We start from the raw sequence: 26,055 nt of genomic DNA, 5'->3' as shown, positions 1-26,055 counted from the left end.
AACTAAATATCTATAGAATGACAAGTGAAGAGAAAATTAGAAGTGCATTTGAGAACAAAAACTGGCAGGAAATAAAAGTTACAGATTCCTGGCAGATCTTTAAAATCATGGCTGAATTTGTAGATGGCTTTGAGAAATTAGCGAAAATTGGCCCATGCGTGTCTATCTTCGGATCTGCAAGAACAGCGGAAACAAATAAGTACTATGAAATTGCAGTAGAATGTGGCAGGTTACTTACAGAACGTGGATATGGCGTGATCACCGGTGGTGGTCCCGGAATTATGGAAGCAGGAAATAAAGGCGCCCACATGAATGGAGGGAAGTCTGTAGGTTTAAACATTGACCTTCCTTTTGAACAATTCCACAACAAATATATTGACCATAATAAGTTATTAGAATTTGATTATTTCTTCATCAGGAAAGTGATGTTCATGAAATATTCACAGGGTTTTGTCGTATTACCTGGTGGTATGGGTACAATGGATGAGCTTTTCGAAGCGATTACCTTGATTCAGACGGGCAAAATTGCCAGATTCCCAATTGTATTAGTGGGGAAAGAGTACTGGGGTGGTTTAGTAGATTGGATTACTTCAACAATGCTGAATAAAGAACATAACATTCATGCGGAAGATCTGAACTTGTTTAGGTTAGTAGATACTGCAGAAGAAGCTGCTGAGCATATTTTCAGGTTCTATGATAAATATGTGTTAAAACCTAATTTCTAGGATTTGCTACTTGGTGTTTAAAACTTCAGTATGCTGAACACCATATTTAGCATTTGGCAGGATTAACTCCGGTACGTTAAAAAAGATAGTTGCTCCCCTCCTCAAATCTTTCGCTGAAGGGCGAAAGATTGAAAGTCGGTCGATCAGCTATCTTTTTTTTAGATGATAATTAAGACCGCAGGTGTTTCATTTGATGAATGCTTCTGATTAATTATGGCTACTAGATTTGCATTTAAATCATTTAGAAATGACTTACTCCGCCTGAAACAACCAATTTCATAGCCTCTGCGGCAGTCATATTTAAAGGCTTAATTTTCTCATTTTTAACTACGTATACTTGTCCAGCGAAAGAGTAAGAAAAGGGAAAATATACAATAGATTCTCCTGGAAGGCCGATTGCTGATAAGTCGCTCTGAGTAAGAAACCCAATTCGCTTCAAATTACCTTCTACCTCTACCAGTACGGGGTTATTGAATTTCTTTTCATCGCCAACGAAAGCTTCTGTAAGGTCTTTTATGGACGAATAAATAAATTTAAGGATAGGCAGTCTGTCCAATATTCTGGCAAACCAATTATACATAGGTTCAGTTACGAAATTCGTAACGAAAATACCGGCTACAAGTGTGATGGCCACTACAAGTGCTAAACCAAGGCCAGGAATGTTTCTGCTGGCTCCGGTCTGAGGATCAACACCCAGGATATTGTTCACGTTTAACCAGCTGTCTACTGTGGTTACAGCAACGATCACAATAAAAATACTTAGCGCAATAGGCAATACAATTAAGAGTCCTTTGATGATGTATCTTAACAAGGCTCTACCGATTCTGTTCATGCTGCAAAACTACTCATAAAAATAAATCCGTTTAACTCTTTGTGAAATATTCGTTAAAATCTCATATGGGATAGTTCCAATCTGCTCGGCAAGCATCGCTACGGTCAGCTTTCCATTAAAAACGATCACTTCATCGCCTGTTTTAACATCCAATCCGGTTACGTCCAACATGCACATATCCATGCAGATGACACCAACGGTTGGCACCAACTGACCATTGACCAGCATCTTTCCAACCCCGTTTCCAAACCTTCTGGTATAGCCATCAGCATAACCGATTTTGACTGTTGCAATCGTTCCTCCATCTGGTAAAAGCCCTTGGCGGCCGTAGCCAACAGTTTCATTTGGCTTCAGCTCCTTTACCTGGGTGATCGTTGTTTTCAATACGGCAACAGTTTGCAGCCCTTTATTGTGGTTTAACCCACCATCATGTCCGTATAAACCGATACCTAAACGCACCATATCAAACTGGGCTTCCGGATGACGAGAGATGCCAGAGGTATTCGATATGTGCCAGATAAATTTATAATCGAGTCCCTCAGTTATACGTTGCGCCATAGACTTAAACCGTTCAATTTGATGTTTTGTAAACTCATCATGTTGGATTTCATCACTGCCTACCAAATGAGAAAAAGCGGAGGCCACTTTAAGTTTTTTAGTCCCCTGAAGGGTACGCAATAACTCATCAACCTCAGTTTCTTCGAATCCCAAACGGTGCATCCCGGTATCAATTTTAAGATGTACCGGATAATCCCGGATTTCAAAATGAAGGAAATTTAAAAAGCTATTCAGGACATCCAGGTTATAAATTTCAGGTTCCAATTTATATTTCACGATGGCATCAAATGCAGAAGGCTCGGGACTCATCACCATAATAGGCATCGTAATCCCAGCTTTTCTTAAGGCTACACCTTCGTCTGTATAGGCTACAGCCAGGTAATCAACTTTATGGTATTGTAATACATTGGCAATTTCAAAGCTACCGCTTCCATACGAAAATGCCTTCACCATAGCCATGATTTTTACGCCAGGCTGCAGTTTATTCCTATAGAATTGTAGGTTTCCGGCAAGCCCGTTCAGGTCGATTTCCAATACCGTATCATGAACTTTCTGGGCAATCAGCTTACTGATGCGCTCAAATTCAAACTTTCTCGCCCCCTTTACCAGAATGGTTTCATCGTAGAAATGTACTGCTGGAAAATGATCTATAAAATCCTGTGTACTTTCAAAGAATGAGGCTTCCAGGTCAAACAAGGAGGCCATAGAAGAGATATTAGGACCAATCCCAATCAATCGCTGCAGATTTTTCTGTTTGAGCAGATCCGCAATTTCCTTATACAGCAGGCTTTCCTGCTTCCCGGTTTCATGTAAATCGGATAGGATTAATGTTTTTTTAGGGTGCTGATTTTGAAGGTTCAGAAAATCAAGTGCTATCGCAAGTGAAGGGATATCGGCAATGTAAGAATCATCAATTACGGAACATTGGTTGATGCCGTTTTTTAATTCTAGCCTCATCCCTACCCGGTTTAATTTCTCGAGGCGCACATCCGCTTCTTCTGGCGAATAGCCCATTGAAAGTAGGGTGGCCCAGCAAATAATGCCATTCTCAACCGAAGCCCTATCGCTAAACGGGATCAGACATTCTATTTCTGCAGCTTTATAGAGCGCACGAATATAAGTCTTGTCTTCAATTGGCTCCACGAAAGAAATTTGCAGGTCTGCTTTTTGGCTTAAGCTCCAGGAGAATTTCCTTTGTCCAGGGAGTTCCTGAATCGGAATTCCGCTGGTATATTCTGGAGAATAAATAAATAGTTCCGCCTCTTTAAATAGTTTTAATTTTTCCAGCAATTTCACCTTCTGTGAAGGAAAGCCTTCGGCATGTGCCTCCCCTATATTGGTTAATATTCCAATTGTTGGTTGGATAATGCGTTGTAGTGCTTCCATTTCATTTTCCTTGGAGATTCCGGCCTCGAAAATCCCAAGTGTATGTTCCTCCCGGATATTCCATACCGACAGCGGTACTCCGATCTGAGAGTTAAAGCTTTTAGGACTGCGAATAATGTTGTAATCGGCAGCTAAAAGCTGATAAAGCCATTCTTTGACAATAGTTTTCCCATTGCTTCCGGTAATGGCCAGTACTTTTAAGTCGTATTGATCGCGATGAGCGATGGCCAATGTCTGCAAAGCCTGACCCACACTTTCAACCAGCAGCATGTTTGCATCCGGAAAAACATTAAAATACTGTTCGTCACTGATCACAAAACAACGGATTCCGTTAGCATAAGCCTCTTTCAGATACTCGTGACCATCACGCTTCGCCTGCAAGGCAAAAAATAAAGAGCTTTCAGGGTCAATTACCGCTCTGCTATCGATTACCAGTCTGGTTACGATCAGTTGCGGCTGAGGAATAAAAGCTTTTGCATGAAGAATTTCCGCAAAATGGTCAATAGTATAGGTGGTACTGCTCATGGTTCAAAATTAAAGTTTTTACAGGGATAACCATCGCTTGCCTGTAATTTAAGTATGATTTTAGCAGGGTTCTTTTTTATAACCATACTATTTTCTACTTTTCAGCTGTAGTGCTTTGCCGATCCATGCTTTAATGATGTTAAATACTTCATTTGTATTAAAAACGTCAATATTATTAAAAGCTGATATGATTTCTAATTCTGGTAGATCTTGATTGTGTATTATTGTAAACATTGGAAAATTCAGAGAAAAAAACCGTCAAATACGATAAGAAAACAGCTTTATTCAAAGTTGAGCATTATTGTGCTTATCAGGAACGCGCACAGCAGGAAGTGAGGAATAAGCTTTATGAATGGGGATTGAGGCCCGATGAGGTGGAAGAAAACATTTCTGAACTCATCACCACCAACTATTTAAATGAAGAAAGGTTTGCGCAAGCTTATGTTTCCGGCAAGTTTAACATCAAGAAATGGGGTAAAATAAAAATCAAGCAAGCCTTAAAAATAAAAAAGGTGCCTGAGAAAATGATTTTAAAAGCTTTAAATACGATTGATTATGATGATTATTTAAAAGCTATATTGGTTTCTGCGGAAAAAAAGTCAAATTTAATTAAGGAAAATGATCCGTATAAAAGAAGGAATAAGCTCATTACACACTTAATGACAAAGGGATTTGAAAATAATTTAATCATGGAAGTACTGAAAGACAATGATTTATACTAAGCACTCAAATTATTTATAAAAAAAACTTGACAGAAAGATAAAAGTCCCTATATTTGCATTCCCAAACGAAACAAAGGGTATTACAAAATACACTTTAAGAAATGGGAACATCGGATGATGTTAAAATAAAAACCATGCGAAAGTAGCTCAGTTGGTAGAGCACGACCTTGCCAAGGTCGGGGTCGCGAGTTCGAATCTCGTCTTTCGCTCTAAATAACTTCAACTATCATGAAGTCATTTAATTTAAAAGGTTAACACCTGCTCAGATGGTGGAACTGGTAGACACGCAGGACTTAAAATCCTGTGACCTTAAAAGTCGTGCGGGTTCGATTCCCGCTCTGAGTACACAGCCTCTTTACGAAAGTAGAGAGGTTTTTTTTTACCCTAAAAATTGAAACCTTTCAAAAAAATATCCGTCCTTTAGGATATGAAAATCTCTCGCACTATCCCCTTAGCTCTCCTGCTGCTTTTCACAAATCTGGTTTTCTCCTTAAAGCTGGTTGCACAAAAAAATACCGGTAAGGTGCTGACTTATGATATTGATAATTTTTGGACAGCTTATGATAAAGTGACCAGCACCAAAGATAGTATTGCACAATACCGTTATTTAAATCTGCTATTCATTAAAAAGGGGTCACCAGGACTAAAAGCCATTATAGAGGTGAACAACTATACCGCTAAATCATACATTGACGCCATAAACAACTATCCCCTATTTTGGAATTCTATCAGAAAAAACACACTCAAAGCAAAGGGCATTGCTAAAATGATTGAAATGGATGTGCTTAAAATGAAGAAATTGTATCCGGAATTAAACCCTGCAAATATTTACTTTACTATTGGCGCACTAAAAACCGGAGGAACCACATTGAACGGAATGGTTCTGATCGGTGCGGAGATTTCCATGGCAGATCAGTATACCGAAACCAAAGAATTCCCCAGTAACTACCAGCACCTAAAAACTCATTTTAACACCAATCCAATACATGACCTCGGATTTCTAAACGTTCATGAATACGTCCATACACAACAGAAAACTACTGAAGCAAATTATCTTCTGGGCCAAGCTACACTTGAAGGTGCTGCCGAATATGTAGCGGTAAAAGCTACAGGAAAACCTTCTACATTACCCGCTTTAGCCTATGCTAAAACTAAAGATGAAAAAGGAATAGCCAATGAGGAAAAAATTAAAGCCGCATTTTCTTTACAAATGTTTAACCCCTCAACTGGATTTTGGCTATATACTAATGCAGTAAATCAATTTGGGCAACGAGATTTAGGGTATTATATTGGCTATGCCATTTGTGAAAAATATTATGAAAAAGCTAAGAATAAAAAACAAGCTATAAAAGAGATGATAGAACTAGACTACAATGACAGCACCAAATTGGCAAATTTTGTAGATCAATCCGGATATTTTTTTAAATCAGTAAAAAGCTTGAAAAATGAGTACGACAGCCAGATTCCAAAGGTTGTTGGCATTAAACAGCTCAAAAATCACAGCCAGGATGTAGATCCCTCTATCAAACAACTCACCATTGAATTCTCTGCCCCAATGAATAAAAAAAGTAGAGGATTTGATGTAGGACCATCAGCTGGTGTCGACAAGCTGTTACGTGTAAAAAATGTGGTTGGATTCTCTGAAGATGGTAGGTCTATCACTATTGATGTGGATCTTTTACCCGGTAAGGAATACGAATTGCTCCTGACAGAGCGGTTTATGAACACGAATTTAACTCCGATTGCTGCCTATCTGATTGCCTTTAGAACTGCAGAAAAATAACAAAAAACTCAGTTGAGTTATGCTGGGAAGACTGCAATTAAAATTTTAATCCTTGAAATCCAGTCGCTTCGATGAAATATTAAAAAGAGTTTGCAGAAAAATAAAAACTATCCATATCTTCGTGGCACGTTAACAGCGAAAGTAGCTCAGTTGGTAGAGCACGACCTTGCCAAGGTCGGGGTCGCGAGTTCGAATCTCGTCTTTCGCTCAAAAAGCCTTCCATTGGAAGGCTTTTTTATTTTCAGCCAGAAATTATTCGGCAAATCATCCCTAAATCTTCTTTCTCAGCGCAAAGAAAGCGCAGAAACCAGCGCTGCCCTTCTATTCTTAACAGGATGAAACACCTATTCGCCTGGATCTTTGAAAGCTGAGTAGCTATTTTGAACTCAGCAGGGAAGTCTTATGATAAATTCCTGGACTTTATTTCTTTTTTAGTTTCATTCCAGTTATTCAGGAGAAGAATCAATATAGGAAGTAATGCGATAGGCGTCACGATTAATGCAGTAAACCCCTTGTTGAACATTAAGGAAACGATGACTACCAAGGAAATGATTAAAATTCCTATAAAAGTAAACGCAGCCGTCTTAGCTATTTTTTCATTTAAAATGAGCTCTTCATTATTCATTTCAGTTATTTTCTTTTTCATCATTTAGTCTTTTATTATTTATCAATTCAATACTATTTATACTTCCGACTGGCACTATCATAATATTCTTATTTCCCTTTATGGAATAAAAATAATAGGAACTATTTAAGTGAAATACATACACATTTCTAAGTATTTCATTTAGATGATCGCGTTTCTGTACTTATTCATTTTATCCAGATAGTTTTTATCTGGGCTGCGTTAGTTTTACTAATATATAATTTATTTTAAACCCATTAGACTGAAACTATATAATTGATCCTATGAAAGCATAAAATTGATTGCTGAGGAATAGAATTTCTGTTGCGTTTTTGTCGCTATGACCGAAATTTAGGGACAATAATGCTTTTCTTTAAAAAACACAAGCTCATTTACGAAGTACAATGGCTGTTTTATGGGTTTAAACTGGATATATTAAGTTAAAAATAGAGGGCAAGAAAAAATAAATTATTTTTTTCTACTTGAAATCCAGTGTATTCGGTGAAATCTTCCCTGAGGAGTATAAAAAAGTCAAAACAATACCTATCTTCGTATCGTCATCAACGCGAAAGTAGCTCAGTTGGTAGAGCACGACCTTGCCAAGGTCGGGGTCGCGAGTTCGAATCTCGTCTTTCGCTCTAATCCCTTCCAGATAGAAGGGATTTAATTTAAAAGGTTAATACCTGCTCAGATGGTGGAACTGGTAGACACGCAGGACTTAAAATCCTGTGACCTTAAAAGTCGTGCGGGTTCGATTCCCGCTCTGAGTACATTGCCTCTTTACAGCCCGTAAAGAGGCTTTTTTTTGACTAAAATTTTAAATACCTGCGGCGAATCAATAGAAATTTCAGAAGGGTGATTCTATCCCCTACCAGAATAATTCTTAGCTTTATCGCCTATGAAGACCCATTTATTTAGCATCGCAATGCTATTCATCAGCACTGCTTTATTCGCACAAAAAAACACACAAGCCACAGAAGCAGTCATCACTTATGGTTCCCGCAGTAACGGCAAAGAAGTTGGCGGAGAAAAAAAACTTTTTATCAAAGGAAGTCAAGCCAGAATCTCCGGTCAGGAACGCCAGGCAAAACAAGAACAATTTCTGCAATTTTCGGAAGCAGCTACCTATCAGGTACTGAATAGCAACGGAAATCTATACACCTTAAAAAAACCGTTCTCTGAATATGTATCGGCAGAACTAATTGCAGGTATAGATACCATCATGGGTATCCCCTGCAAAAAAGCAAAGGTGTTTATCCGTTCCAATACCATTGAAATATGGTACACAAACGACTTGAAAATTAAGGGAACGCCCGACCTGACTATTGCACCGGGACTTGGTCTTATTTTAAAAACCATCCGCAATGGCAATACAGAAACTTACGCGAAAAAGATGGATTACCGCAAAGTAAAAGCCGAGGAACTTGCCTGGCCAAAACAATGGGGCAGTCTGCTTGACGAAGCCGCTTATCAGCGTCAAATGATTGAAAGTCGTTACCAAACGATCAGTATCTTCAATAAGGAAAAGATCAGTTTTGGAAATAAAATAGAGAACCCTGCAGCTGATCAGTTGAATGCCACTTATCATTTTTCTGGCGGTACGGTAATTCTTAAAAAAGTAAAACTTCCAACCGTAAAAGCGGGGCAATCCGTTTTTGCTGAACTGATCCAAAATTCTAATGGTGATGCTTATGACAGAACAGGTTCCGTATTTATGATTCCGGTAGATAAGTCTATTTCTTTCCTGGATGCTTTGCAAAATGGCTTAAAGACTTTACCAGTGTACAGTGCCCGTAATGGCAAAAAATATCAAGGGGTAATTGCGACAGATAATTATCTACCACCGCTGGAACTGATGCGTTTCTTCACCTCCTTTGGGGTAAAACATTTCAATGAACAGGCAAAAATCAAAGGATACAACTGGGCAGATTCTGTCATTTACAAACAAGACATTACCCTGCTTGCACCAAAATTGCAAGGCGAAGTTTGGATTGGTGTGTTTATCGGAAACTACGATAAAGGTGGACACACGGTGAGTTTGAATCTAAATTATTATCCAGGATACGAGGGCGAAAAAGAGAAAGAAAAAAAATCTTACCTCATGCCTGTATTTAATACCACCAACCTAATGGAGATGGCTGGACAAGAATACGGAACTATGTTCGAAAAAGATTCCTTAACAGTCACAATTGATGTACCGCAAGGCTTGAAAAACCTTCGTTTAAGGTACCTCACAACCGGCCATGGCGGCTGGGGTAAAGGCGATGAATTTGTTCCGAAACTGAATGAACTTTTTGTAGATGGGAAAAGGGTTTATCACTTTATTCCCTGGAGAGAAGATTGTGCAACGTACCGTTTCAGCAACCCTTCTTCTGGTAATTTCGGAAATGGTCTTTCTTCTTCAGATTTAAGTCGTTCAAACTGGTGCCCTGGAACACTAACCCTTCCTGTAGAAATCCCATTGGAGAACTTAAGTCCGGGAAAACATACCCTGCAAGTTGCAATTCCTCTTGGAAAACCTGAAGGCACCAGCTTCAGCTCCTGGAATGTTTCCGGTGTATTAATTGCTGATCAGGAATAAGCTATAAATTACCACCTAAAAAAGAAGCTTGATCATAAGATTGTCAATGTTCCTAAAAAGTTATACGCTTTATCAGGGCATTGCAATTTTGTAATCAGGCTTTTTACTTTTACAGGAAATCCAAGCTTCGATTCCAGGCATAAAAATGGACTCTCCTACTCTATTTAACCACAGAACACACTATAAATCTTACATTTAGCTGTTTTTGATTTTTTGTATGCGCCAGCGTTTAGCCGTATCTTTATAGGGTACAGTTATTGTGAGCACCATATAAAACACCAATATCATGAATGAAGATTTGGATATGTTGGAGCAATCCGCACTAAATGATTACAAGTACGGCTTTGTTACAAAAATAGATACAGATACCCTCCCAAAAGGATTAAATGAGGGGGTGATTACACTCATTTCTAAGAAAAAAAACGAGCCGGACTGGATGCTTGCCTGGCGACTTAAAGCCTATGCTTATTGGTTAAAACTGGCTGAGCCCAACTGGGCCAATATCAAACACCCGCCAATTAATTATCAGGATATTATTTATTATGCGGCACCTAAACAAAAAGAGCAGCTCAACAGTCTGGATGAAGTTGATCCGGAACTCCTAAAAACTTTTGAAAAACTAGGCATTTCCTTGAATGAACAAAAGAGGCTTACAGGAGTAGCAGTTGATGTGGTGATGGACAGTGTATCGATTGCGACCTCTTTTAAAGAACAGTTGTCCGAAATTGGGGTCATCTTTTGTTCCATCAGTGAAGCCATTCAAAAACATCCGGAACTGGTAAAGAAATACCTGGGCTCGGTAGTGCCAATGACCGACAATTACTTCGCTGCCCTAAATGCTGCAGTTTTTACGGATGGATCTTTCTGTTATATTCCAAAAGGAGTACGATGCCCAATGGAACTCTCTACTTATTTCAGAATCAATGCCGAAAACTCTGGTCAATTTGAAAGAACATTGATCATTGCAGAAGAAGGAAGCTATGTGAGCTACCTGGAAGGTTGTACTGCACCAATGAGAGATGAAAATCAATTACATGCCGCAGTGGTAGAACTGATTGCGATGGAAAAGGCAGAAATTAAATATTCTACGGTTCAAAACTGGTATCCTGGTGATAAGGAAGGGAATGGAGGAATTTATAATTTTGTGACTAAACGCGGTATTTGCCAGGGAGACTATGCTAAAATCTCCTGGACACAGGTAGAAACCGGTTCGGCTATCACCTGGAAATATCCAAGTGTGATCCTCAAAGGAGACTATTCTATTGGTGAATTCTATTCAGTAGCCTTTACCAATCACCACCAGCAAGCAGATACGGGGACTAAAATGATACATCTTGGAAAACATACGAGAAGTAGAATTGTGGCCAAAGGAATTTCTGCCGGACAAAGTCAGAATAGTTACCGCGGACTGGTTCGTACAGCGAAAGGCGCCATTAATGCCCGCAATTACTCGCAATGTGACTCCCTTTTATTAGGTGATAAATGTGGTGCACATACTTTTCCTTATATAGAAGTAAAAAATAAAACCGCCATTATCGAGCATGAAGCGACGACTTCTAAAATTGGAGAAGACCAACTTTTCTATTGTCGTCAAAGGGGCATTGACGCAGAAGCCGCGGTCGCACTGATCGTAAACGGTTTTGCTAAAGAAGTGATGAATCAATTACCAATGGAATTTGCTATTGAAGCTCAAAAATTACTCGCCATCAGCATGGAAGGTAGCGTAGGCTAATTTCAAATCCTTAAAATTTCAAATATGATGTTATCTATTAAAAATATACACGCAAATATTGAGGGCAAAGAGATCCTGAAGGGTATCAATCTGGACATCAAAGCCGGAGAAGTCCATGCGATTATGGGGCCAAATGGCTCCGGAAAAAGCACACTAGCCTCTGTACTTGCAGGAAGAGAAGAATATGAAGTGACCGAAGGCAGCATTACCTTTTTAGATAAAAATCTATTGGATTTATCTATTGAAGACCGTGCTAGGGAGGGCTTATTTCTGGCCCTGCAATATCCTGTTGAAATCCCAGGACTGAGCACAACAAATTTTATTAAAGCCGCAGTCAATGAAAAGCGCAAGTATCATGGACAGGAACCCCTGGATGCCCTCGCTTTTTGAAGACCATGAAAGAAAAAATGGCTTTGGTAGAAATTGATCAATCTTTACTCAGCCGTTCCATTAATGAAGGCTTTTCTGGAGGAGAAAAGAAACGTAATGAGATATTTCAGATGGCCATGCTGGAGCCCCAACTTGCCATCCTAGATGAAACAGATTCCGGACTCGACATTGATGCCTTGCGTATTGTGGCCAATGGCATCAATCAATTGAGAAACGAACACCGTGCGATACTATTGATCACCCATTACCAGCGACTCCTGGATTATATCCAGCCAGACTATGTACATGTACTTTACAATGGCCGAATTGTTAAATCAGGTAGTAAAGAACTCGCCATGGAACTGGAAGAAAGAGGATACGATTTCATTACTGATGAAACAGATTTAGCTGCAAAAGCATAAGCGATCCTTTTTAAAAACAATGGATTCTCCTTAAAAACAATGAGCTCTCCTTAAAAGGATCTCCTTAAAAAGAAAAGATAATGACCAACATCGCTTATTTTAAAGATCAATTTGAAGGTTTAGCCGATGATGATTCTACCGATACCATAAAGGAACTGAGTAAAGCTGCTTTTGAGAACTTTAATCGATCAGGATTACCAACGTCTAAACTGGAAGAATGGAAATACACGAACATCAGCAGCTTATTTGAAAAGAACTATCAGTTTTCAAAAGACAATTCCCAGGAAGAGCTTAGTTATTCGGCCTTGGAAGCGCTTAATTTACCTGGACAAAATGAAGCCAATGTGCTCTATTTTATTGATGGACGATTTATGCCTGGCTTATCAAAGATCCGTTCTTCTGAAAAAGAACTGGTCATTTTACCATTGGAAACAGCGGCTGCCGGACCTTATCAAAAAATCGTAAAAGAACATTTAGGCAGCAGCAGTAAATATCTGAAAGATGGTCTTCATGCGCTAAACACTGCATTTATACAAGAAGGTGTTTTCATTTACCTTCCTAAGGGGCAGCAATTGGAGCTGCCTTTGTATTTGCACCACATTACTCAGGCCACTACAGAAAATATTATTTCCCAGCCACGCAGCCTCGTCTATTTGGCAGAAAACTCTAATTTACAGCTTGTAGAAACCTATACGACGCTAGGCAGCATGGAAAGTTTTAGTAATGAGGTTATAGAAATTGTCCTGGAAGAGCGTGCATTTCTAGCTTATTATAAACTTCAAAATGACGGGCCAAATGCAGCACAGCTGAGCAGTACACAGATCCATCAAATTGGAAAAAGCTATGTGCAATCCTTAACGATTTCCCTGAATGGCGGAGTGATCCGTAACAACCTGAACCTCATTTTAGACTCTCCGGGTAATGAAACACACCTATACGGTCTTTCTCTTTTAAAAGGGAAAAGCCATGTAGACCATCACACTTTGGTGGACAATAAGCAGCCAAATTGCTTCAGTAATCAGCTTTACAAAGGAATAGCGAATGATACTGCAACCGGAATTTTCAGTGGAAGAATCATTGTACAGCCGGATGCGCAAAAGACCAATGCTTATCAATCCAGCAAAAATATCATTTTGTCAGACCTGGCCACGATAAATGCCAAGCCGCAGCTGGAGATCTTTGCCGATGATGTTAAGTGTTCTCATGGCTGTACCGTTGGACAGCTGGATGAAGAAGCGATGTTCTATTTAAGAGCAAGGGGAATTCCTTTAAAATCCGCGGAGTCCTTATTATTACAGGCCTTTTCATCAGATATTTTAAATCAAATCAAACTGGAACCTTTACGCAAGCATGTTGAACAATTAATTTTAGCTCACTTAGCCAGTTCATAAAATGAAAACGCCAGCCTCCAAATCTTCTCTATCAATAGACAAACACATTGAATCAGACGAACAAGCCAGTATTGCTGATTACAAAAAGGTCTCTTTTGATGTACAAGCCATCAGAACACAATTCCCCATTCTAAGTAGAAAGGTGAATGAGAAAAATCTGATTTATTTTGATAACGCGGCAACTTCTCAAAAACCTCAGGCTGTCATAGATGCGCTAAGCGATTATTACAGCCGCTATAACGCCAATATCCACCGCGGAATACATACGTTGGCAGAAGAAGCTACATTAGCTTATGAAGCGAGTCGATATGCGGTTCAGGAGTTCATTGGGGCAGCAATGGTAGAAGAAATAGTTTTTACCCGGGGAACCACTGAAGCAATCAACCTGGTTGCCTATACCTGGGGCAGGCAAAATATCAAAGCCGGAGATGAAATTTTAATCTCAGGAATGGAACATCACTCTAATATTGTACCCTGGCAGATGCTATGTCAGGAGAAAAATGCGGTTTTAAAGGTGATTCCTGTATTGGATGATGGAACCCTTTCTATGGACCAATATCAGCAGTTACTCAGCGAAAAAACAAAAATCGTTGCCATTGTACATGTCTCAAATGCTTTGGGAACTGTTAATCCTGTAAAAGAAATGATTGCAATGGCGCATCAATTTGGGGCAAAAGTATTGGTAGATGGTGCCCAATCCGCAGTACATCTGGACATTGATGTGCTAGATCTGGACTGTGATTTTTTCGCTTTTTCGGGACATAAGTTATACGCTCCTACTGGCATAGGAGTGCTTTATGGAAAACAGGAGCTTTTGGAAGCGATGCCTGTTTTTCAAGGTGGTGGTGAAATGATTAAAGAAGTGAGTTTTGAACTGACTACCTACAATGACCTTCCCTATAAATATGAAGCCGGAACACCAAATATTGCCGATACCATTGCTTTAAAAACAGCTTTCGACTTTATCAAAAGCATAGGAAAAGATCAAATCAGAAAACATGAGCATGAATTACTTCATTATGCAACAGGTCAGCTAGAAAACATACCGGGTTTAAAACTCATCGGAAAAGCAAAAGAAAAAGTAAGCCTGGTTTCATTCATCATCAAAAACACCCACCCTCAAGACATGGGTATCCTACTGGACAACCTGGGAATAGCCGTCAGAACCGGGCACCATTGCACTCAGCCATTGATGAAGCGATTTGGTATTCCCGGCACAGTAAGGGCTTCTTTTGCAGTTTATAATACGAAAGAAGAAATAGATGGGCTTATTGCAGGAATTTATAAAGCTATTAAAATGTTATCCTAATGAATCAAAAGAACATCTCCGAAATAGAAAAAGAAATCATCTCCGATTTTTCCATGTTTGACAGCTGGGAGGACAAATACGAATACCTGATTGATTTAGGAAAACAATTACCGGAATTAGAGGAAGCTTATAAAACTAACGATCATAAGATAAAAGGATGTCAGTCGAGCGTATGGCTGATAGCTTCCTACCAGGATGGGAAAGTATTTTTTAAAGCAGATAGTGATGCGATGATTGTGAAAGGTCTAGTGAGCATGTTGATCAAAGTATTGTCTGGTCAGCCTCCTAAAGCCATTCTGGAGGCCAAGCTGGAATTTATCAAAGAAATCGGCATGTTCAGCCATCTGGCGCAGACCAGGTCTAACGGATTATTAGCAATGATCAAACAAATGAAAAATTATGCATTGGCTTTTCAATCCATTGAAGAGCTTGAAAATAAATAAATCATGGATCAGGATGAATTGAAACAAAAAGTGATTGACTGCTTGCAGACCATATATGACCCGGAGATACCGGTTAATATTTATGAATTAGGGCTTATTTATGAAACAACAGTGATGGCTCCATTCAATAATGTTCAAATCGTGATGACACTCACTGCACCAGGCTGCCCTGCCGCACAAAGTATTCCACTGGAAGTGGAAGAAAAGGTGAAAAATATTGAAGGAGTAAATGAGGTGTCTGTTGTGGTAACCTGGGACCCACCATGGAACAGGGATATGATGTCGGAAAGTGCCCGATTTGAATTGGGAATGATGTAGCAGCTCTATTAAAAAACCAGGGAAATAAAATAGTTAAAATAAATACTACTATTTTAGTATACTTTATTTATATTTACCGCTGTCAGCGTCTTAGACTATAAAAAGTCATGTGGCCGAGTGGTTAGGTATGGGTCTGCAAAACCTTTTACGGCGGTTCGAATCCGCCCATGACGTCTTTAAAAGCTTGCCTCTAGGCAGGCTTTTTTTATTTGTATAAAAAAAGCAAAAAAGAAACGGGGATATAGCTTCCAGCCACATCCCCGTCATCTAAATTAACGCTCTCACATAATAAGACGATTAAATCATCCAATTATTGTATGCCTCCTAAAAAATATTATTGCTCATAGAACTCTACAGGTAATAAATCAGGATCTGCAATAAAAGTAAATCGCTTACCGGTAAACTCATCCACTCTAATGGGCTCCGGTTCTACCCCTTTTTCTTTTAACCTGGTCATCACTTTGTCCAGATCCTCGACTTGAAAAGCCAGATGTCTTAAGCCTACCGATTCCGGTCTGGAAGGACGAGCGGGTGGATTTGGAAAAGAGAAAAGCTCTATTACATACTCCCCATTCAACGCGAGATCCAATTTATAAGATGCTCTCTCTGCTCTATACACCTCACGAATGATGGTTAACCCCAATACATCCGTATAAAAATTCTTAGAAACATTATAATCGCTGCATATAATTGCAACATGATGAACTTTATTTAACATAGAATTACTTTGTAGTAATGGTTAACTGATAAATCTGTCCTTTATTACCTGCTAACAGAATTAAGCTACCGCTTTTTGATTTTTGAATCACGTTCATGCTTACCACAGAAATATTATACCAATTTCTACCGCCATCTGAAGAAACATCTGTCCCTGAACTGCCAGTAGCGACCAGTGTTTTATCGGTAATATAGGCAACTCCAGAGCGATAGCCATCTACTGGTTTCGCTGGTTTTATCCAGGTTTTACCGCCATTGCTGGTCAGTAAAACATTGTTCTCATTTTCCTTATCTTTTAGATAATCACCCCCAACAATTACCCCATGGTCATCATCATAAAAATCCATAGAGAAGGGGCCGGTACTACTTTCTCCCTGAAGAATTGGACATTCAAAAATTTGCCAGGTAGAGCCAAAATTACTGGAATAATAAATATTTGACACCTTACCTCCGGTAGCGATCCAGACTTTCCCATTACCGAGGGTTTTAATTGTGGTTCCGCTGGCAGCAAATGCTGCTTCACCTAATCCCATTTTGGCTTGAAGGTTTTCAGAAATATCATTCCAGGAAAGGCCGCCATCAATTGTCCTCAACAATTGCATCTTACTATTAATAGGGTCACCGAATACGATCCCACGCTGGTCATTCCAAAACCCCATTCCATCTAGAAATATGGCAGAATCCAGGTTTTTATACCGCTCAGACCAAGTTTTACCACCATCATTAGTTTGTAGAATATAGGCTGGAGAACCTGCATTTACCACAATTGCTTTATCCGCATCAAAGGCTTCGATATCTCTAAAGTCAAGTTTTTCGCGACCTTCAGGTTTAATCCATTGCCAGGTTTTACCCCCGTCGGTCGTTTTGCCAATATGGCCATTACTACCACTTACCCAGGCCACCTGATCAGAAACTATACTCATTCCCCGCAGACTGGTATTCTCACCTGAAGTGACTGGAACCAGATCATAAGTTTGTGAAAATGAGTATAGAGGAAAAAATAATAAACAAAAAATAAGTCCTCTCATCTATTTAAATCTTTTCCAAACATCCGTCCTACCAATCAGTGAGAAACCGATATAACCTCTAACATTTAAATCCCCATTGCTTTTCAGGCTCATATTACAGCTGTAGGTTTTTCCTACTTTCGGGTCATAGATAGTCCCATCTACCCACTTACCATTGTCGTAAGCAAAACCCTTCAGCATTTCAAGGCCCAATATTGGTCTGGATTTTAGGTTTTCAGCAGGATTTTTCACGTCTAATTTAGGGTTGCCTTTCTCATCTTTCGGTTCCTTTAACCAAACGATTTTACCAAAGAATTGACTTCCCTTTTTAAAAATCTCAATGTGTGCTTCACCGGAAGAATTAACCCATTGTCCCAAAATAGCATCGCTCGTTTGAGAGAATCCGGAAAATGAAATTGCAGTGAATAGAAGTAACAGCGAAATGTATCTCATATTTCATATTTTAAATGTATCTAAAGTTACTAAATAGCCCCTAGATTATTGAGAGAACAGAAAAATTAACGCTTTGTTTGCTACGCTGGTTTTTGATAAGGAATCGAGAATTTAAAATGACATCCTTTTCCAGCTTCACTCTCCACGTTGATCTGCCCATTTTGAAGGTCAATCAACTGTTTACAGATGTAAAGACCTAATCCTGTTCCTGGTTTCCCTGAGGATCTGTTCGCCTGATAGTACCTGGTAAAGAGTTTTCCCTGCTGATCTTTAGGAATGCCAATTCCGGTATCAATGATACTGACATTCAACAGCATCTGCTGTTCATTCCTCTCGGATAGTTCTACTTTTACCACTACCCCACCTTGATCCGTATACTTTACTGCATTGTTCAATAGATTGATCATGATTTGTTTTAGGCGGAAAGGATCACCTTTAACCGTGGCTTCTTCTATCCCGCTGAATTCTGCGGTTAAAGAGATCTGCTTCCTTTCAGCGATGAAAGTCATGGCAGCAATCGTCTCTTTAATCTCTGCGCAAGGCTGAAAAGAAACAACATTCAAAGCAGTTTCTTTTTGATGATCAATTTTGCTGACATCAAGAATATCATTAATGGTATTCATCAGCATACTTGAGGATAAGTTGATAGAATTAAGTTTTTTCTTTTGATCATCAGTAAGCGGACTTCGGTTCAGGAGGTAAATTAGACCGGTAATGGTGGTCAGTGGATTTCTAATTTCATGACTCATAATGGCCAGCATCTCTGATTTTTGTTCTGCCAATGCCACTGCACGTTCATTTTCACGAATGTAATTGTCTTCAGATTTCCCTGCTTTGCGGATATAAATAATCAGCAATACAATAAAAATCAAAATCATCAATACTGCTACCCCAGTAAAGCTATTCATATCATTTGTAGCCGATTGATATTGATTGAGCATTTCTGCCCTCGCCTTTTCCCAGTCATTCAAATGAATATCTTTCAACTCCTGCACCAATTGGTGTAATTGAATCACCAAACTAAGGTTTGCAGAAATGAGCTGTTGGTTGGATTTCGCTAACCGCCCATTTTCTTCATTTAGTTTTCGTAGAATATCTCCCTGAGAATTGCTCTGTTTTCTAAGTACAGACCGGTTTACCGAATCTCGAATCTGCTTTTCACGATTTACCGTCACCACTTTAACAGATTGTGAACTTTCCTGTTTGTTTTCTATAGCATCTTGAAGACGTTTAAAAAGCCCTTTTTTCTTAGCTTCAGGCTTAATGACACGTACAGAAGTATCTGCCTTTCCAGTGCTTCTTTTTATGGTAGTATTGACCTTATACTTTTCAATAATGTCTTTAGAGGGTTTTCCTCCAATATTTTGAATATTCGTGATTCTTAGCAAAGAATCAAAATTATGTTTGAGACTAAAAATTTCATTAGAAATCAACAGCTTATCATCAAATGCTTTTCCAAGCTGCACTTTATTCGCAGATAACATCCTTGTACTATCCAGATCATACTTTTTCAGTATAACTTCAATCTGATTAAATGTTCGGGTCAGTTTAGTTTTATAATCTTCCAGCTTCTGACTCTCCCCATATAAAATCGCCTGCTGAAAATCACTTTCAGCACCATTTAAATCGAGCAGGATATTGCTGATTTCCTGATTCTGTGCATGTCCCCGCAATTGCTCTGCGAGTGTATCCAATTTTTTAAAGATAGAGTGCCTCAGTAATAAAGACCCTGCGGCTATTAAAAAAGTGAAAGCGAGAAATAAAACGAAAAGTTTACGCAGATTATTAGACGTTTCACCTGATTTGTTAACGAGCATAGTATGATGTAATGTTTCCTCCCAAAAATTTCATAAGAGCGCAAATTTATTAATATTTATCCGCTATAATAGAAGAAAGAACAGTAAATCAAGCAAATAACTGCAATAAATTCTAACCAGATTTAGCTAGAATCCCATTTTTATCATCGTTAACGGGGTGATATATTAAGTGCTATAACTTCCTTATTCTGCGAATTTAACCCGCTTATTGATCGTTGGTAGGCTTCTTTAATGCGTTTAAGGTCTTGTTTCATCTCTTTTCTGGCCGCTCTACGGTCGGAAGCATTCTCAAACTCAAGACTTTTAAATCCCGCTATGATTTCTTTACGCTCTAATTCATAATCTGATTTATCCAATGAAGCATTCATCTCAGTGGAAAAAGCCTCACTTTGTATGGCAAATTTAGACAGAGAGGCCGCATCAATCAAACCGCCGTTACCAGGCATCACTGACCTCATTTGTTTGACCATGATTTTGGCCAGATCCTTTGGCATTTGTTTTTTAAGCTGCCTTTCCATTTTCGCCCATTCTGTAGCTCTGGATTCTTTTTTTGCTGTATCCACAGTAGGGACCGAGGCATCAATTATAGAAATCTTACTTTTTACAGTAGCCTTAGGATGACTTTCCACAGCATACAACACGCTAAATGGCAGTAAAACCAGCATTGGAAGGAGCAATCTTTTCATAATAGTCATATTAGTGTAAACTAATATACTCATTATAATAAAGATTAGTACAAAGAAAAAAGAGGAAATCAACATTCATTGATCAGGCTTCTCAGAAAAAACCATCCATTTAATGCTTTCATTAAGAAAAATGCTGAACTTCGCAGCTCCCCATTATTAGGTATATAAAATTGCAGCTGAAGAAAAAGAAAAGATGAACTTGATGAGAGAAGAAGAAGTAATCCTGGTTGATGAAAATGACAATCCAATTGGCACTATGCCAAAATTAAAGGCACACCTTGAAGGCGAGCTCCACAGGGCATTCTCCGTTTTTATCTTCAACAGCTCAGGAGCACTTTTACTGCAGCAGCGTGCACTTGATAAATACCATTCTGCAGGAAAATGGACCAATACCTGCTGCAGTCACCCCAGACCTGGAGAACTTACTGCGGATGCTGCGAAAAGAAGGTTAAAAGAAGAAATGGGTATGGAATGTGAATTAAGACCTGTTTTTAGTTTTGCTTATCGTGCTGAAGTTGAAAATGAACTAGTGGAAAACGAATATGATCATGTTTATTTTGGCAGCAGCGATACACTGCCAATGCCCAATCCTGTGGAAGTGGCAGACTTTAAATACATCAACATGGAGGAGCTGGAGTTAGATTTAAAAAACCATAAGGACGTCTATACGGAATGGCTAAAAATATGCTTTGATCAAGTGATGCACCAATACCGTAAAATGTCTATCTAGAATTATCCAAAACCAGCTCCTGATCAGCCTTAGTTAAGTTTAGCAGTTTTTCCTTTTTTCCACCAGATTAAAAATCCGGTAACTGGTAATCCTGCGGCAATTAATCCTGCAAAAAAAGCCAGGATTTTTCCAGCAAGCCCAAGTACGCTTCCTGTATGAAGGTCATAATTCATTGCAATGAGTTTCTCCCCGACAGGCAGCTGGCCAAAACTGACTCCTTTTTGCAGTAACTCTCCGCTGTACCTGTCAAATTTATACTGCTGTCGATCGTATAACCTTATTTTATCCTGGTAAGCTGAAACATTCACTGTTCCACTTTTAGCTGCAGGAAAATTATATAAAAAATAAGCTGTTTCAGGGGAGGCTTTTAGGGCTTGATCCAGAATCTGATCTACAGGTATCATCCCCAACGCCTGACTGGTATCAGAAAGTGTTTTTCCTTTCTTTTCAGTCGTCAGCTCAAAAGACCACATCAATCCTGTTAATGCGATGATCATCAAGATCAGAAAACTATAAAAGCCAAATACATTGTGCAGATCATAGTTCAATCTTTTAAACTTCGCATTCCATTTGACCTGAAAACTTTTCTTCAACTGTTTAAACTTCCAGTTTTTGGGCCACCAGAGCACCATTCCTGACAAGAGTAAAATCACAAAACAGACTACAGACCATCGGATGATAAAATGTCCTACCGCATCACCCAGTAGCAAATTCATGTGAAGGGCCAGGACAACAGTAAAAAACTCCGCTTTTGCGTTCTCCTTAAATACCACTTTACCGGTATAAGGATTCAGGTAAACTTTATCATAATACTGATAATAGTTCCAATAACCGAAAGCTTTTTTATCTACTTTTAAAGCCCGGAACATATAGGTGCGTCCTGGTGATTGAGAAAGTTCGGCGCGCGAGATTTTACGATCCTCAGTTATAGCTTGTTTTGCAATGGGCAGCAGTACGCTCAAGGGCAGTCTTGATTTTCCAGGTTCAACATACAGCCGATCTTTATAAACCAGCTCTTTTATTTCGTCCTGAAAAGCATATATGGCGCCCGTTAGCCCCAATACAAACACCACCAGCCCGGAAGCTAATCCGAGCCAGAGGTGTATTTGTCTGATGGTGATTTTAAAACTTGAAAGTGACATTTGCAGCAAAGGTTCTTGGCATTTGTGGGCTCAATACCCCCTGGCCCGTAAAATATACTTCATTGGCCAGGTTATCGACTTTAAATCCTAACCTATACTTTGGCTTGTCATAAAACACTGTAGCGGTTGCCATAATATAGGAAGGTAAGGTAAACACACCTGTTTTCGCGGAATTCCCTGTTAAGTGCTTTCCGATATAATTAACTCCTACACCCAGACCTAATCCTTTGATCTCACCATGTGGAATAGCATAACTAATCCAGGAGTTGATCAAAGTAGAGGGGCCAGCTGAGGCTGGTCTGCGACCTTTAAGATCAGGATTACCATCAGTCAATTTGCTATAATTATAGCTGTAACCAGCGATCACATTCAAACCTTCTATTGGGTTGGCAATCAATTCCAATTCAAGTCCTCTGCTCTTCTGTGTACCATTTTGTACGGTAATTACATAATTTGCCCCATTCACTGTTACTGGTTCCGTATAAGTGGTGTTTTCCACTTTAATATCATATAGACTAGCCGTAAAACTTAATTTACCATCCAAAAGATCTGTTTTTACCCCCGCTTCGAACTGATTGGCATGTTCCGGTTTAAAAGTTCCGGAAGCGCCTGAACCTTCTGGCTGTGTAATAGGTGCAACATTAGTAAATCCGTTCATATAGTTACCAAATAAGGAAACCCTATCTTTTACGACCTGGTACACCAGGCCAAGTTTTGGCGAAACTGCCGTCTGCATAAATTCACCGGATCGAAGATTCGTGTTCTCATTGAATGTTCCTTTATTTTGAAAACGATCCACGCGAAGGCTCAGCATAGTAATTAACCTGTCAGTCAGGTTCAACACATTTGAAGCATACACACTGTAGACATTGTTTTCTGCATGGTTTTTAGTCGGCAATGCCGTGCTTGCCGCTATCTTCGCCTCCACCGCAGAACGGGAAATGTTGGAGTAATTCGGATCATTCGGATTTGTTCCGCTCACATTGTCAAATACGATGTTTGGGGAATTGTTGTTTTTAACGGTCTGATGTAAATAATCTAACCCAACAACAACCCTGTTGCGCATTCCAAACAACTTAAAATCACCGTTAAAATTCTGCTGCAGGTCTGTGGAGGTATTCGTAGAATTCTGCAAAGAGACATTTCTTTCCAGCATTTCATCTGTGGCTCCTCTTATAAATTGGTATTGATAAAAACCATCTGATTTACGGCTATTTGTAGAGAAAATAGTTTGAGAAGCCCATTGATCTGACAGCTTGTAATTTACCTGTCCTTTTGCATTTAATGTAGGGTTCTTCATCGTTAAGTCCTTATTGGTATAAGAACGTTTCCAGTCGTAGTTCAATTCCTCAGGTCTGGTGGCAATAAATTGGCGTGTCCTTGGTAGAAAAATCACCGCTGGACTTGTACTCTTCAAGGTAGCAAAACTTGTATTCAGGCTGATATTCAGTCTATCATTGACCTTATATTCTAACACGGGTGCTACAAATATCGACTTCCTGAAACCCACATCCTGAAAGCTATTTTGATGCTGATAGGCAGAATTCAATCTGAAAAGTAGCTTTTTATCTTTAGTGACAGGTCCATACACATCTGCAGAAAAACGGTTTAAACCATAACTACCAGTAGTGTAACTCAGCTCTCCTCCTAAAGTATCTAAAGGTTTTTTCGTTACAATGTTGATCAGTCCTCCGTAAGAAACCACGGAACCACCAAACAAAGTTCCTGAAGGGCCTTTAATCAGCTCCACACGCTCAATATTCGCCGGATCTATTTCACCATTTGTTTGTGAAGGCACGCCATCACTCAGCGCAGCCTCCACACGAAATCCACGCATACTATAAAAAGTAGCTCCTGCAGTATTGATACCTCTACTGCCTTGAATTTTATAGACACCCGGACTATTTTTTAATGCCATACTAAACTCAGTTACCATCTGTTCAGTCAATAAAGCCTTTGGAATAGTCGTATACACTTGTGGATTCTCCAGGTTTCCCAATGGCATTTTTGCGGAAGTCGTCGTTTTCTTAACTGAAAACTTATTGATACCGCCACCATTGATGACTACCTCATCTAGCTGTTCATTGTTTTCTAGCAGCACAAAGTTGACTGAAACTGCTTCTCCTGCAATTACTTTTATTTCCTTCTGCTGTGAAGTTAATCCTACAAAACTAGCAATCAATTTATACGTACCTGCTTCAATGTCTTTCAGCAAATAGTTACCTTTTGAATCTACCTGAACGCTTTTTAATCCCTTAATTCCCACAGTAACAAACTCAGCAGGTTTACCGTCTTTAGTTTTAACGCTTCCTTTAATATTTCCTTTTGCTCCTGAAGTTTGTATGGTAATTTGCGTACCATTTACGCTTAAACCCTTTAACTGCCCACCCAGCAGTTCCGACAATATTTCATTCAAAGTTTTATTTTTAAAGTTCAGGTTTACTTTTTTCTGTAAATTAAGCTGCGTGCTGCTGTAGGAAAATTGAACACCTGCAGCATCGCCAACTGCCTTTAATGCATCATTAAGACTCACATTATTCAATTGAATGGTGACTGGCTTTTCCAAAACCGACTGCTGTCTGGCATAACTGCTGCAAGGCAGATATAGTAAACTGCAGATCAATAGCAGGAATTTTACAAATTGTTTCTTTGGGGTACATCCTTTGTACATACTTTTGTTTGTTGTTAAATTGATGATGAGTTGATTTTTCAATAGCCCGGTGTGAAGTTTGCCGACTGAAACCGGGTTTGTTTATGTAATTGTTTTGGGGATAAATCAATAAAAAACATAGGTTTGTTCTTCCTGCCTGTAGTTGAATTTTACAGCAAAACTCATGCTTTCCAGCACCTGTTTTAAGCTTGGATTCTTAAAGTTTCCAGTATAACGTTCATGGGCCAAATCTGCGCTATTGACCTTAATCTTCACATTGTACCAGCGTTCAAGGGTCTGAGCAACCTCCTCAATAGTCAAATTATCGAGCAGTAACTCATTGTTTTTCCAAGCTATATATTGTCCTGCAGATACCTCATGAACAATCATAGCCGGAACCGATAATGCTTCAAAGATTCCCCTCCTATTCGCAGTAAGGATCGTTTCCTGCTTGCCAAGTAGACCAATAAATTTCACCTTCCCTTCCTCTACCACAACTGATGTAGCTGTTTCTGTAGCCAATGCCCTTAAGTTAAACCGGGTACCAAGCACCTGCACTTTTGTCTTTGAAGTATGGATGATAAAAGGTTTAGATGGATCTTTAGCGACATCGAAATATGCTTCTCCGGAAAACTCCAGCTTTCTCAGGTTACCTCTAAATCTTTCAGGAAAACGTAAAACGCTTTCAGAATTCAGCCATACCATCGTACCATCCGGTAACGTTACCTGGAGTTTCTGACCTTTAGACGTAATTATCGTTTTATAAATCAGTGCAGATTGATGACTGTTATTCCCCTCATTGTTTAAATAATAGGTGATTCCAATACCTACTAATAATAAGAAACATGCAGCCAACTGCCAGATATAACGATAATTGTTCAATTTAAAGGACTTGCTTGCTGCTGGCTGAACTGAAATATCGTAACGGGCTGAAATCCTCCTCCATCCTTTATCTTCTATGGAAGACAGATCGGAATTTGCTGGAAAACTCATTTCCAATTCATCAGATTCCAGCCATTTTTCAACGGCATCCTTTTCATTTGGATCGCATCGCCCCTGATGATAACATTCAATAAGTTCTTTAGTAATCCGCATAAGCAAAGAGCCCTTTAAATGTGCTCATATACCTTAA

Annotated in this window: 23 protein-coding genes and 6 tRNA genes; 18 read left to right on the top strand and 11 right to left on the bottom strand. The window is 39.2% G+C overall.

All coding sequences use genetic code 11. From position 1 onward, the window contains the following. Window positions 1-17: 17 nt before the first annotated feature. Window positions 18-725, top strand: a complete 708-nt coding sequence (locus AQ505_RS06150) for a TIGR00730 family Rossman fold protein (RefSeq protein ID WP_062547368.1) — start codon at window positions 18-20, stop codon at window positions 723-725. 241 nt (window positions 726-966) lie between these two features. Here AQ505_RS06150 and AQ505_RS06145 read toward each other — a convergent pair whose 3' ends face one another. Together AQ505_RS06145 and AQ505_RS06140 are read right to left on the bottom strand one after the other, a co-directional pair. Further along, entirely contained in the window at window positions 967-1,557 is a 591-nt protein-coding gene (locus tag AQ505_RS06145) for a DUF502 domain-containing protein (RefSeq protein ID WP_062547367.1), read from the bottom strand. Window positions 1,558-1,566: 9 nt separating this feature from the next. Continuing rightward, window positions 1,567-4,026 (bottom strand): bifunctional UDP-N-acetylmuramoyl-tripeptide:D-alanyl-D-alanine ligase/alanine racemase, encoded by a 2,460-nt coding sequence (locus AQ505_RS06140; RefSeq protein ID WP_062547366.1) that lies wholly within the window; start codon window positions 4,024-4,026, stop codon window positions 1,567-1,569. Window positions 4,027-4,259: 233 nt separating this feature from the next. On the opposite strand from AQ505_RS06140, the gene AQ505_RS06135 reads away from it, so the two are divergent. From AQ505_RS06135 to AQ505_RS06115, 5 genes are all read left to right on the top strand, one after another. Next, window positions 4,260-4,748 (top strand): regulatory protein RecX, encoded by a 489-nt coding sequence (locus AQ505_RS06135; RefSeq protein WP_062547365.1) that lies wholly within the window; start codon window positions 4,260-4,262, stop codon window positions 4,746-4,748. A gap of 136 nt (window positions 4,749-4,884) precedes the next feature. Beyond that, a tRNA-Gly gene (locus AQ505_RS06130) sits at window positions 4,885-4,957 on the top strand. Window positions 4,958-5,008: 51 nt separating this feature from the next. Then, a tRNA-Leu gene (locus tag AQ505_RS06125) sits at window positions 5,009-5,093 on the top strand. 82 nt (window positions 5,094-5,175) lie between these two features. Further along, window positions 5,176-6,531 carry a hypothetical protein gene (locus AQ505_RS06120; RefSeq protein ID WP_062547364.1) on the top strand — a complete coding sequence of 452 codons (1,356 nt, stop codon included), beginning with the start codon at window positions 5,176-5,178 and terminating at the stop codon, window positions 6,529-6,531. Window positions 6,532-6,666: 135 nt separating this feature from the next. After that, window positions 6,667-6,739, top strand: a tRNA-Gly gene (locus tag AQ505_RS06115). A 192-nt stretch (window positions 6,740-6,931) separates the two neighbouring features. Here AQ505_RS06115 and AQ505_RS06110 read toward each other — a convergent pair. Beyond that, the gene (locus AQ505_RS06110) at window positions 6,932-7,180 is read right to left on the bottom strand and encodes a hypothetical protein (RefSeq protein ID WP_062547363.1); all 249 of its coding nucleotides are present in this window, start codon (window positions 7,178-7,180) and stop codon (window positions 6,932-6,934) included. A gap of 541 nt (window positions 7,181-7,721) precedes the next feature. Between AQ505_RS06110 and AQ505_RS06105 the strand changes: the two genes are divergently transcribed. The 11 genes from AQ505_RS06105 to AQ505_RS06060 all read left to right on the top strand — a co-directional run bounded on the left by AQ505_RS06105 (window position 7,722) and on the right by AQ505_RS06060 (window position 15,895). Continuing rightward, window positions 7,722-7,794, top strand: a tRNA-Gly gene (locus AQ505_RS06105). 47 nt (window positions 7,795-7,841) lie between these two features. Next, window positions 7,842-7,926, top strand: a tRNA-Leu gene (locus AQ505_RS06100). 128 nt (window positions 7,927-8,054) lie between these two features. After that, window positions 8,055-9,737, top strand: a complete 1,683-nt coding sequence (locus tag AQ505_RS06095; protein WP_062547362.1) for a PNGase F N-terminal domain-containing protein — start codon at window positions 8,055-8,057, stop codon at window positions 9,735-9,737. Between the two features lie 286 nt (window positions 9,738-10,023). Further along, window positions 10,024-11,469: a Fe-S cluster assembly protein SufB gene (gene sufB / locus AQ505_RS06090; protein WP_062547361.1), complete on the top strand. Its 1,446-nt coding sequence runs from the start codon at window positions 10,024-10,026 to the stop codon at window positions 11,467-11,469. A gap of 24 nt (window positions 11,470-11,493) precedes the next feature. Beyond that, window positions 11,494-11,859 carry an ATP-binding cassette domain-containing protein gene (locus AQ505_RS27200; RefSeq protein WP_335337993.1) on the top strand — a complete coding sequence of 122 codons (366 nt, stop codon included), beginning with the start codon at window positions 11,494-11,496 and terminating at the stop codon, window positions 11,857-11,859. Window positions 11,860-11,864: 5 nt separating this feature from the next. Further along, entirely contained in the window at window positions 11,865-12,260 is a 396-nt protein-coding gene (locus AQ505_RS27195) for an ABC transporter ATP-binding protein (protein ID WP_335337992.1), read from the top strand. Window positions 12,261-12,340: 80 nt separating this feature from the next. Then, complete coding sequence (gene sufD / locus AQ505_RS06080) at window positions 12,341-13,651, top strand: Fe-S cluster assembly protein SufD (protein ID WP_062547360.1); 1,311 nt, start codon at window positions 12,341-12,343, stop codon at window positions 13,649-13,651. A 1-nt stretch (window position 13,652) separates the two neighbouring features. Further along, complete coding sequence (locus AQ505_RS06075) at window positions 13,653-14,960, top strand: cysteine desulfurase (protein WP_082461432.1); 1,308 nt, start codon at window positions 13,653-13,655, stop codon at window positions 14,958-14,960. Then, a complete protein-coding gene (locus tag AQ505_RS06070) occupies window positions 14,960-15,403 on the top strand; it encodes a SufE family protein (RefSeq protein WP_062547359.1) in 444 nt (147 codons plus the stop codon). Before AQ505_RS06075 ends, AQ505_RS06070 begins: the two co-directional genes overlap by 1 nt. Window positions 15,404-15,406: 3 nt before the next feature. Continuing rightward, complete coding sequence (locus tag AQ505_RS06065; protein WP_062547358.1) at window positions 15,407-15,721, top strand: iron-sulfur cluster assembly protein; 315 nt, start codon at window positions 15,407-15,409, stop codon at window positions 15,719-15,721. A gap of 103 nt (window positions 15,722-15,824) precedes the next feature. Next, window positions 15,825-15,895 (top strand) — tRNA-Cys (locus AQ505_RS06060). A gap of 160 nt (window positions 15,896-16,055) precedes the next feature. Here AQ505_RS06060 and gloA2 read toward each other — a convergent pair. The 5 genes from gloA2 to AQ505_RS06035 all read right to left on the bottom strand — a co-directional run bounded on the left by gloA2 (window position 16,056) and on the right by AQ505_RS06035 (window position 20,401). Beyond that, entirely contained in the window at window positions 16,056-16,439 is a 384-nt protein-coding gene (gene gloA2 / locus AQ505_RS06055; protein ID WP_062547357.1) for an SMU1112c/YaeR family gloxylase I-like metalloprotein, read from the bottom strand. A 4-nt stretch (window positions 16,440-16,443) separates the two neighbouring features. Next, entirely contained in the window at window positions 16,444-17,466 is a 1,023-nt protein-coding gene (locus AQ505_RS06050; protein ID WP_062547356.1) for a WD40/YVTN/BNR-like repeat-containing protein, read from the bottom strand. After that, window positions 17,467-17,898, bottom strand: coding sequence for a DUF2147 domain-containing protein (locus AQ505_RS06045; protein ID WP_062547355.1), 432 nt, complete (start codon window positions 17,896-17,898; stop codon window positions 17,467-17,469). An 80-nt stretch (window positions 17,899-17,978) separates the two neighbouring features. Then, window positions 17,979-19,592, bottom strand: coding sequence for a sensor histidine kinase (locus tag AQ505_RS06040; protein WP_197286310.1), 1,614 nt, complete (start codon window positions 19,590-19,592; stop codon window positions 17,979-17,981). A 272-nt stretch (window positions 19,593-19,864) separates the two neighbouring features. Further along, window positions 19,865-20,401 carry a hypothetical protein gene (locus tag AQ505_RS06035; RefSeq protein ID WP_062547353.1) on the bottom strand — a complete coding sequence of 179 codons (537 nt, stop codon included), beginning with the start codon at window positions 20,399-20,401 and terminating at the stop codon, window positions 19,865-19,867. Window positions 20,402-20,594: 193 nt separating this feature from the next. On the opposite strand from AQ505_RS06035, the gene idi reads away from it, so the two are divergent. Then, window positions 20,595-21,131 (top strand): isopentenyl-diphosphate Delta-isomerase, encoded by a 537-nt coding sequence (gene idi, locus AQ505_RS06030; RefSeq protein ID WP_062547352.1) that lies wholly within the window; start codon window positions 20,595-20,597, stop codon window positions 21,129-21,131. Window positions 21,132-21,160: 29 nt separating this feature from the next. On the opposite strand, the gene AQ505_RS06025 is transcribed toward idi, so the two are convergent. The 3 genes from AQ505_RS06025 to AQ505_RS06015 form a co-directional block, all read right to left on the bottom strand. Further along, window positions 21,161-22,273, bottom strand: a complete 1,113-nt coding sequence (locus AQ505_RS06025; RefSeq protein WP_062547351.1) for a PepSY-associated TM helix domain-containing protein — start codon at window positions 22,271-22,273, stop codon at window positions 21,161-21,163. Continuing rightward, window positions 22,254-24,986 (bottom strand): TonB-dependent receptor, encoded by a 2,733-nt coding sequence (locus AQ505_RS06020; RefSeq protein WP_231635027.1) that lies wholly within the window; start codon window positions 24,984-24,986, stop codon window positions 22,254-22,256. The genes AQ505_RS06025 and AQ505_RS06020 overlap by 20 nt, the downstream gene beginning before the upstream one ends. Window positions 24,987-25,049: 63 nt before the next feature. Next, entirely contained in the window at window positions 25,050-26,018 is a 969-nt protein-coding gene (locus AQ505_RS06015) for a FecR family protein (protein WP_062547349.1), read from the bottom strand. Window positions 26,019-26,055: the final 37 nt, after the last annotated feature.

The organism is Pedobacter sp. PACM 27299 (assembly GCF_001412655.1).
In the GTDB taxonomy this organism is placed as follows: domain Bacteria; phylum Bacteroidota; class Bacteroidia; order Sphingobacteriales; family Sphingobacteriaceae; genus Pedobacter.
The sequence above is the reverse complement of the archived record's forward strand: the minus strand, read 5'-3'. Positions and strand labels throughout refer to the sequence as shown.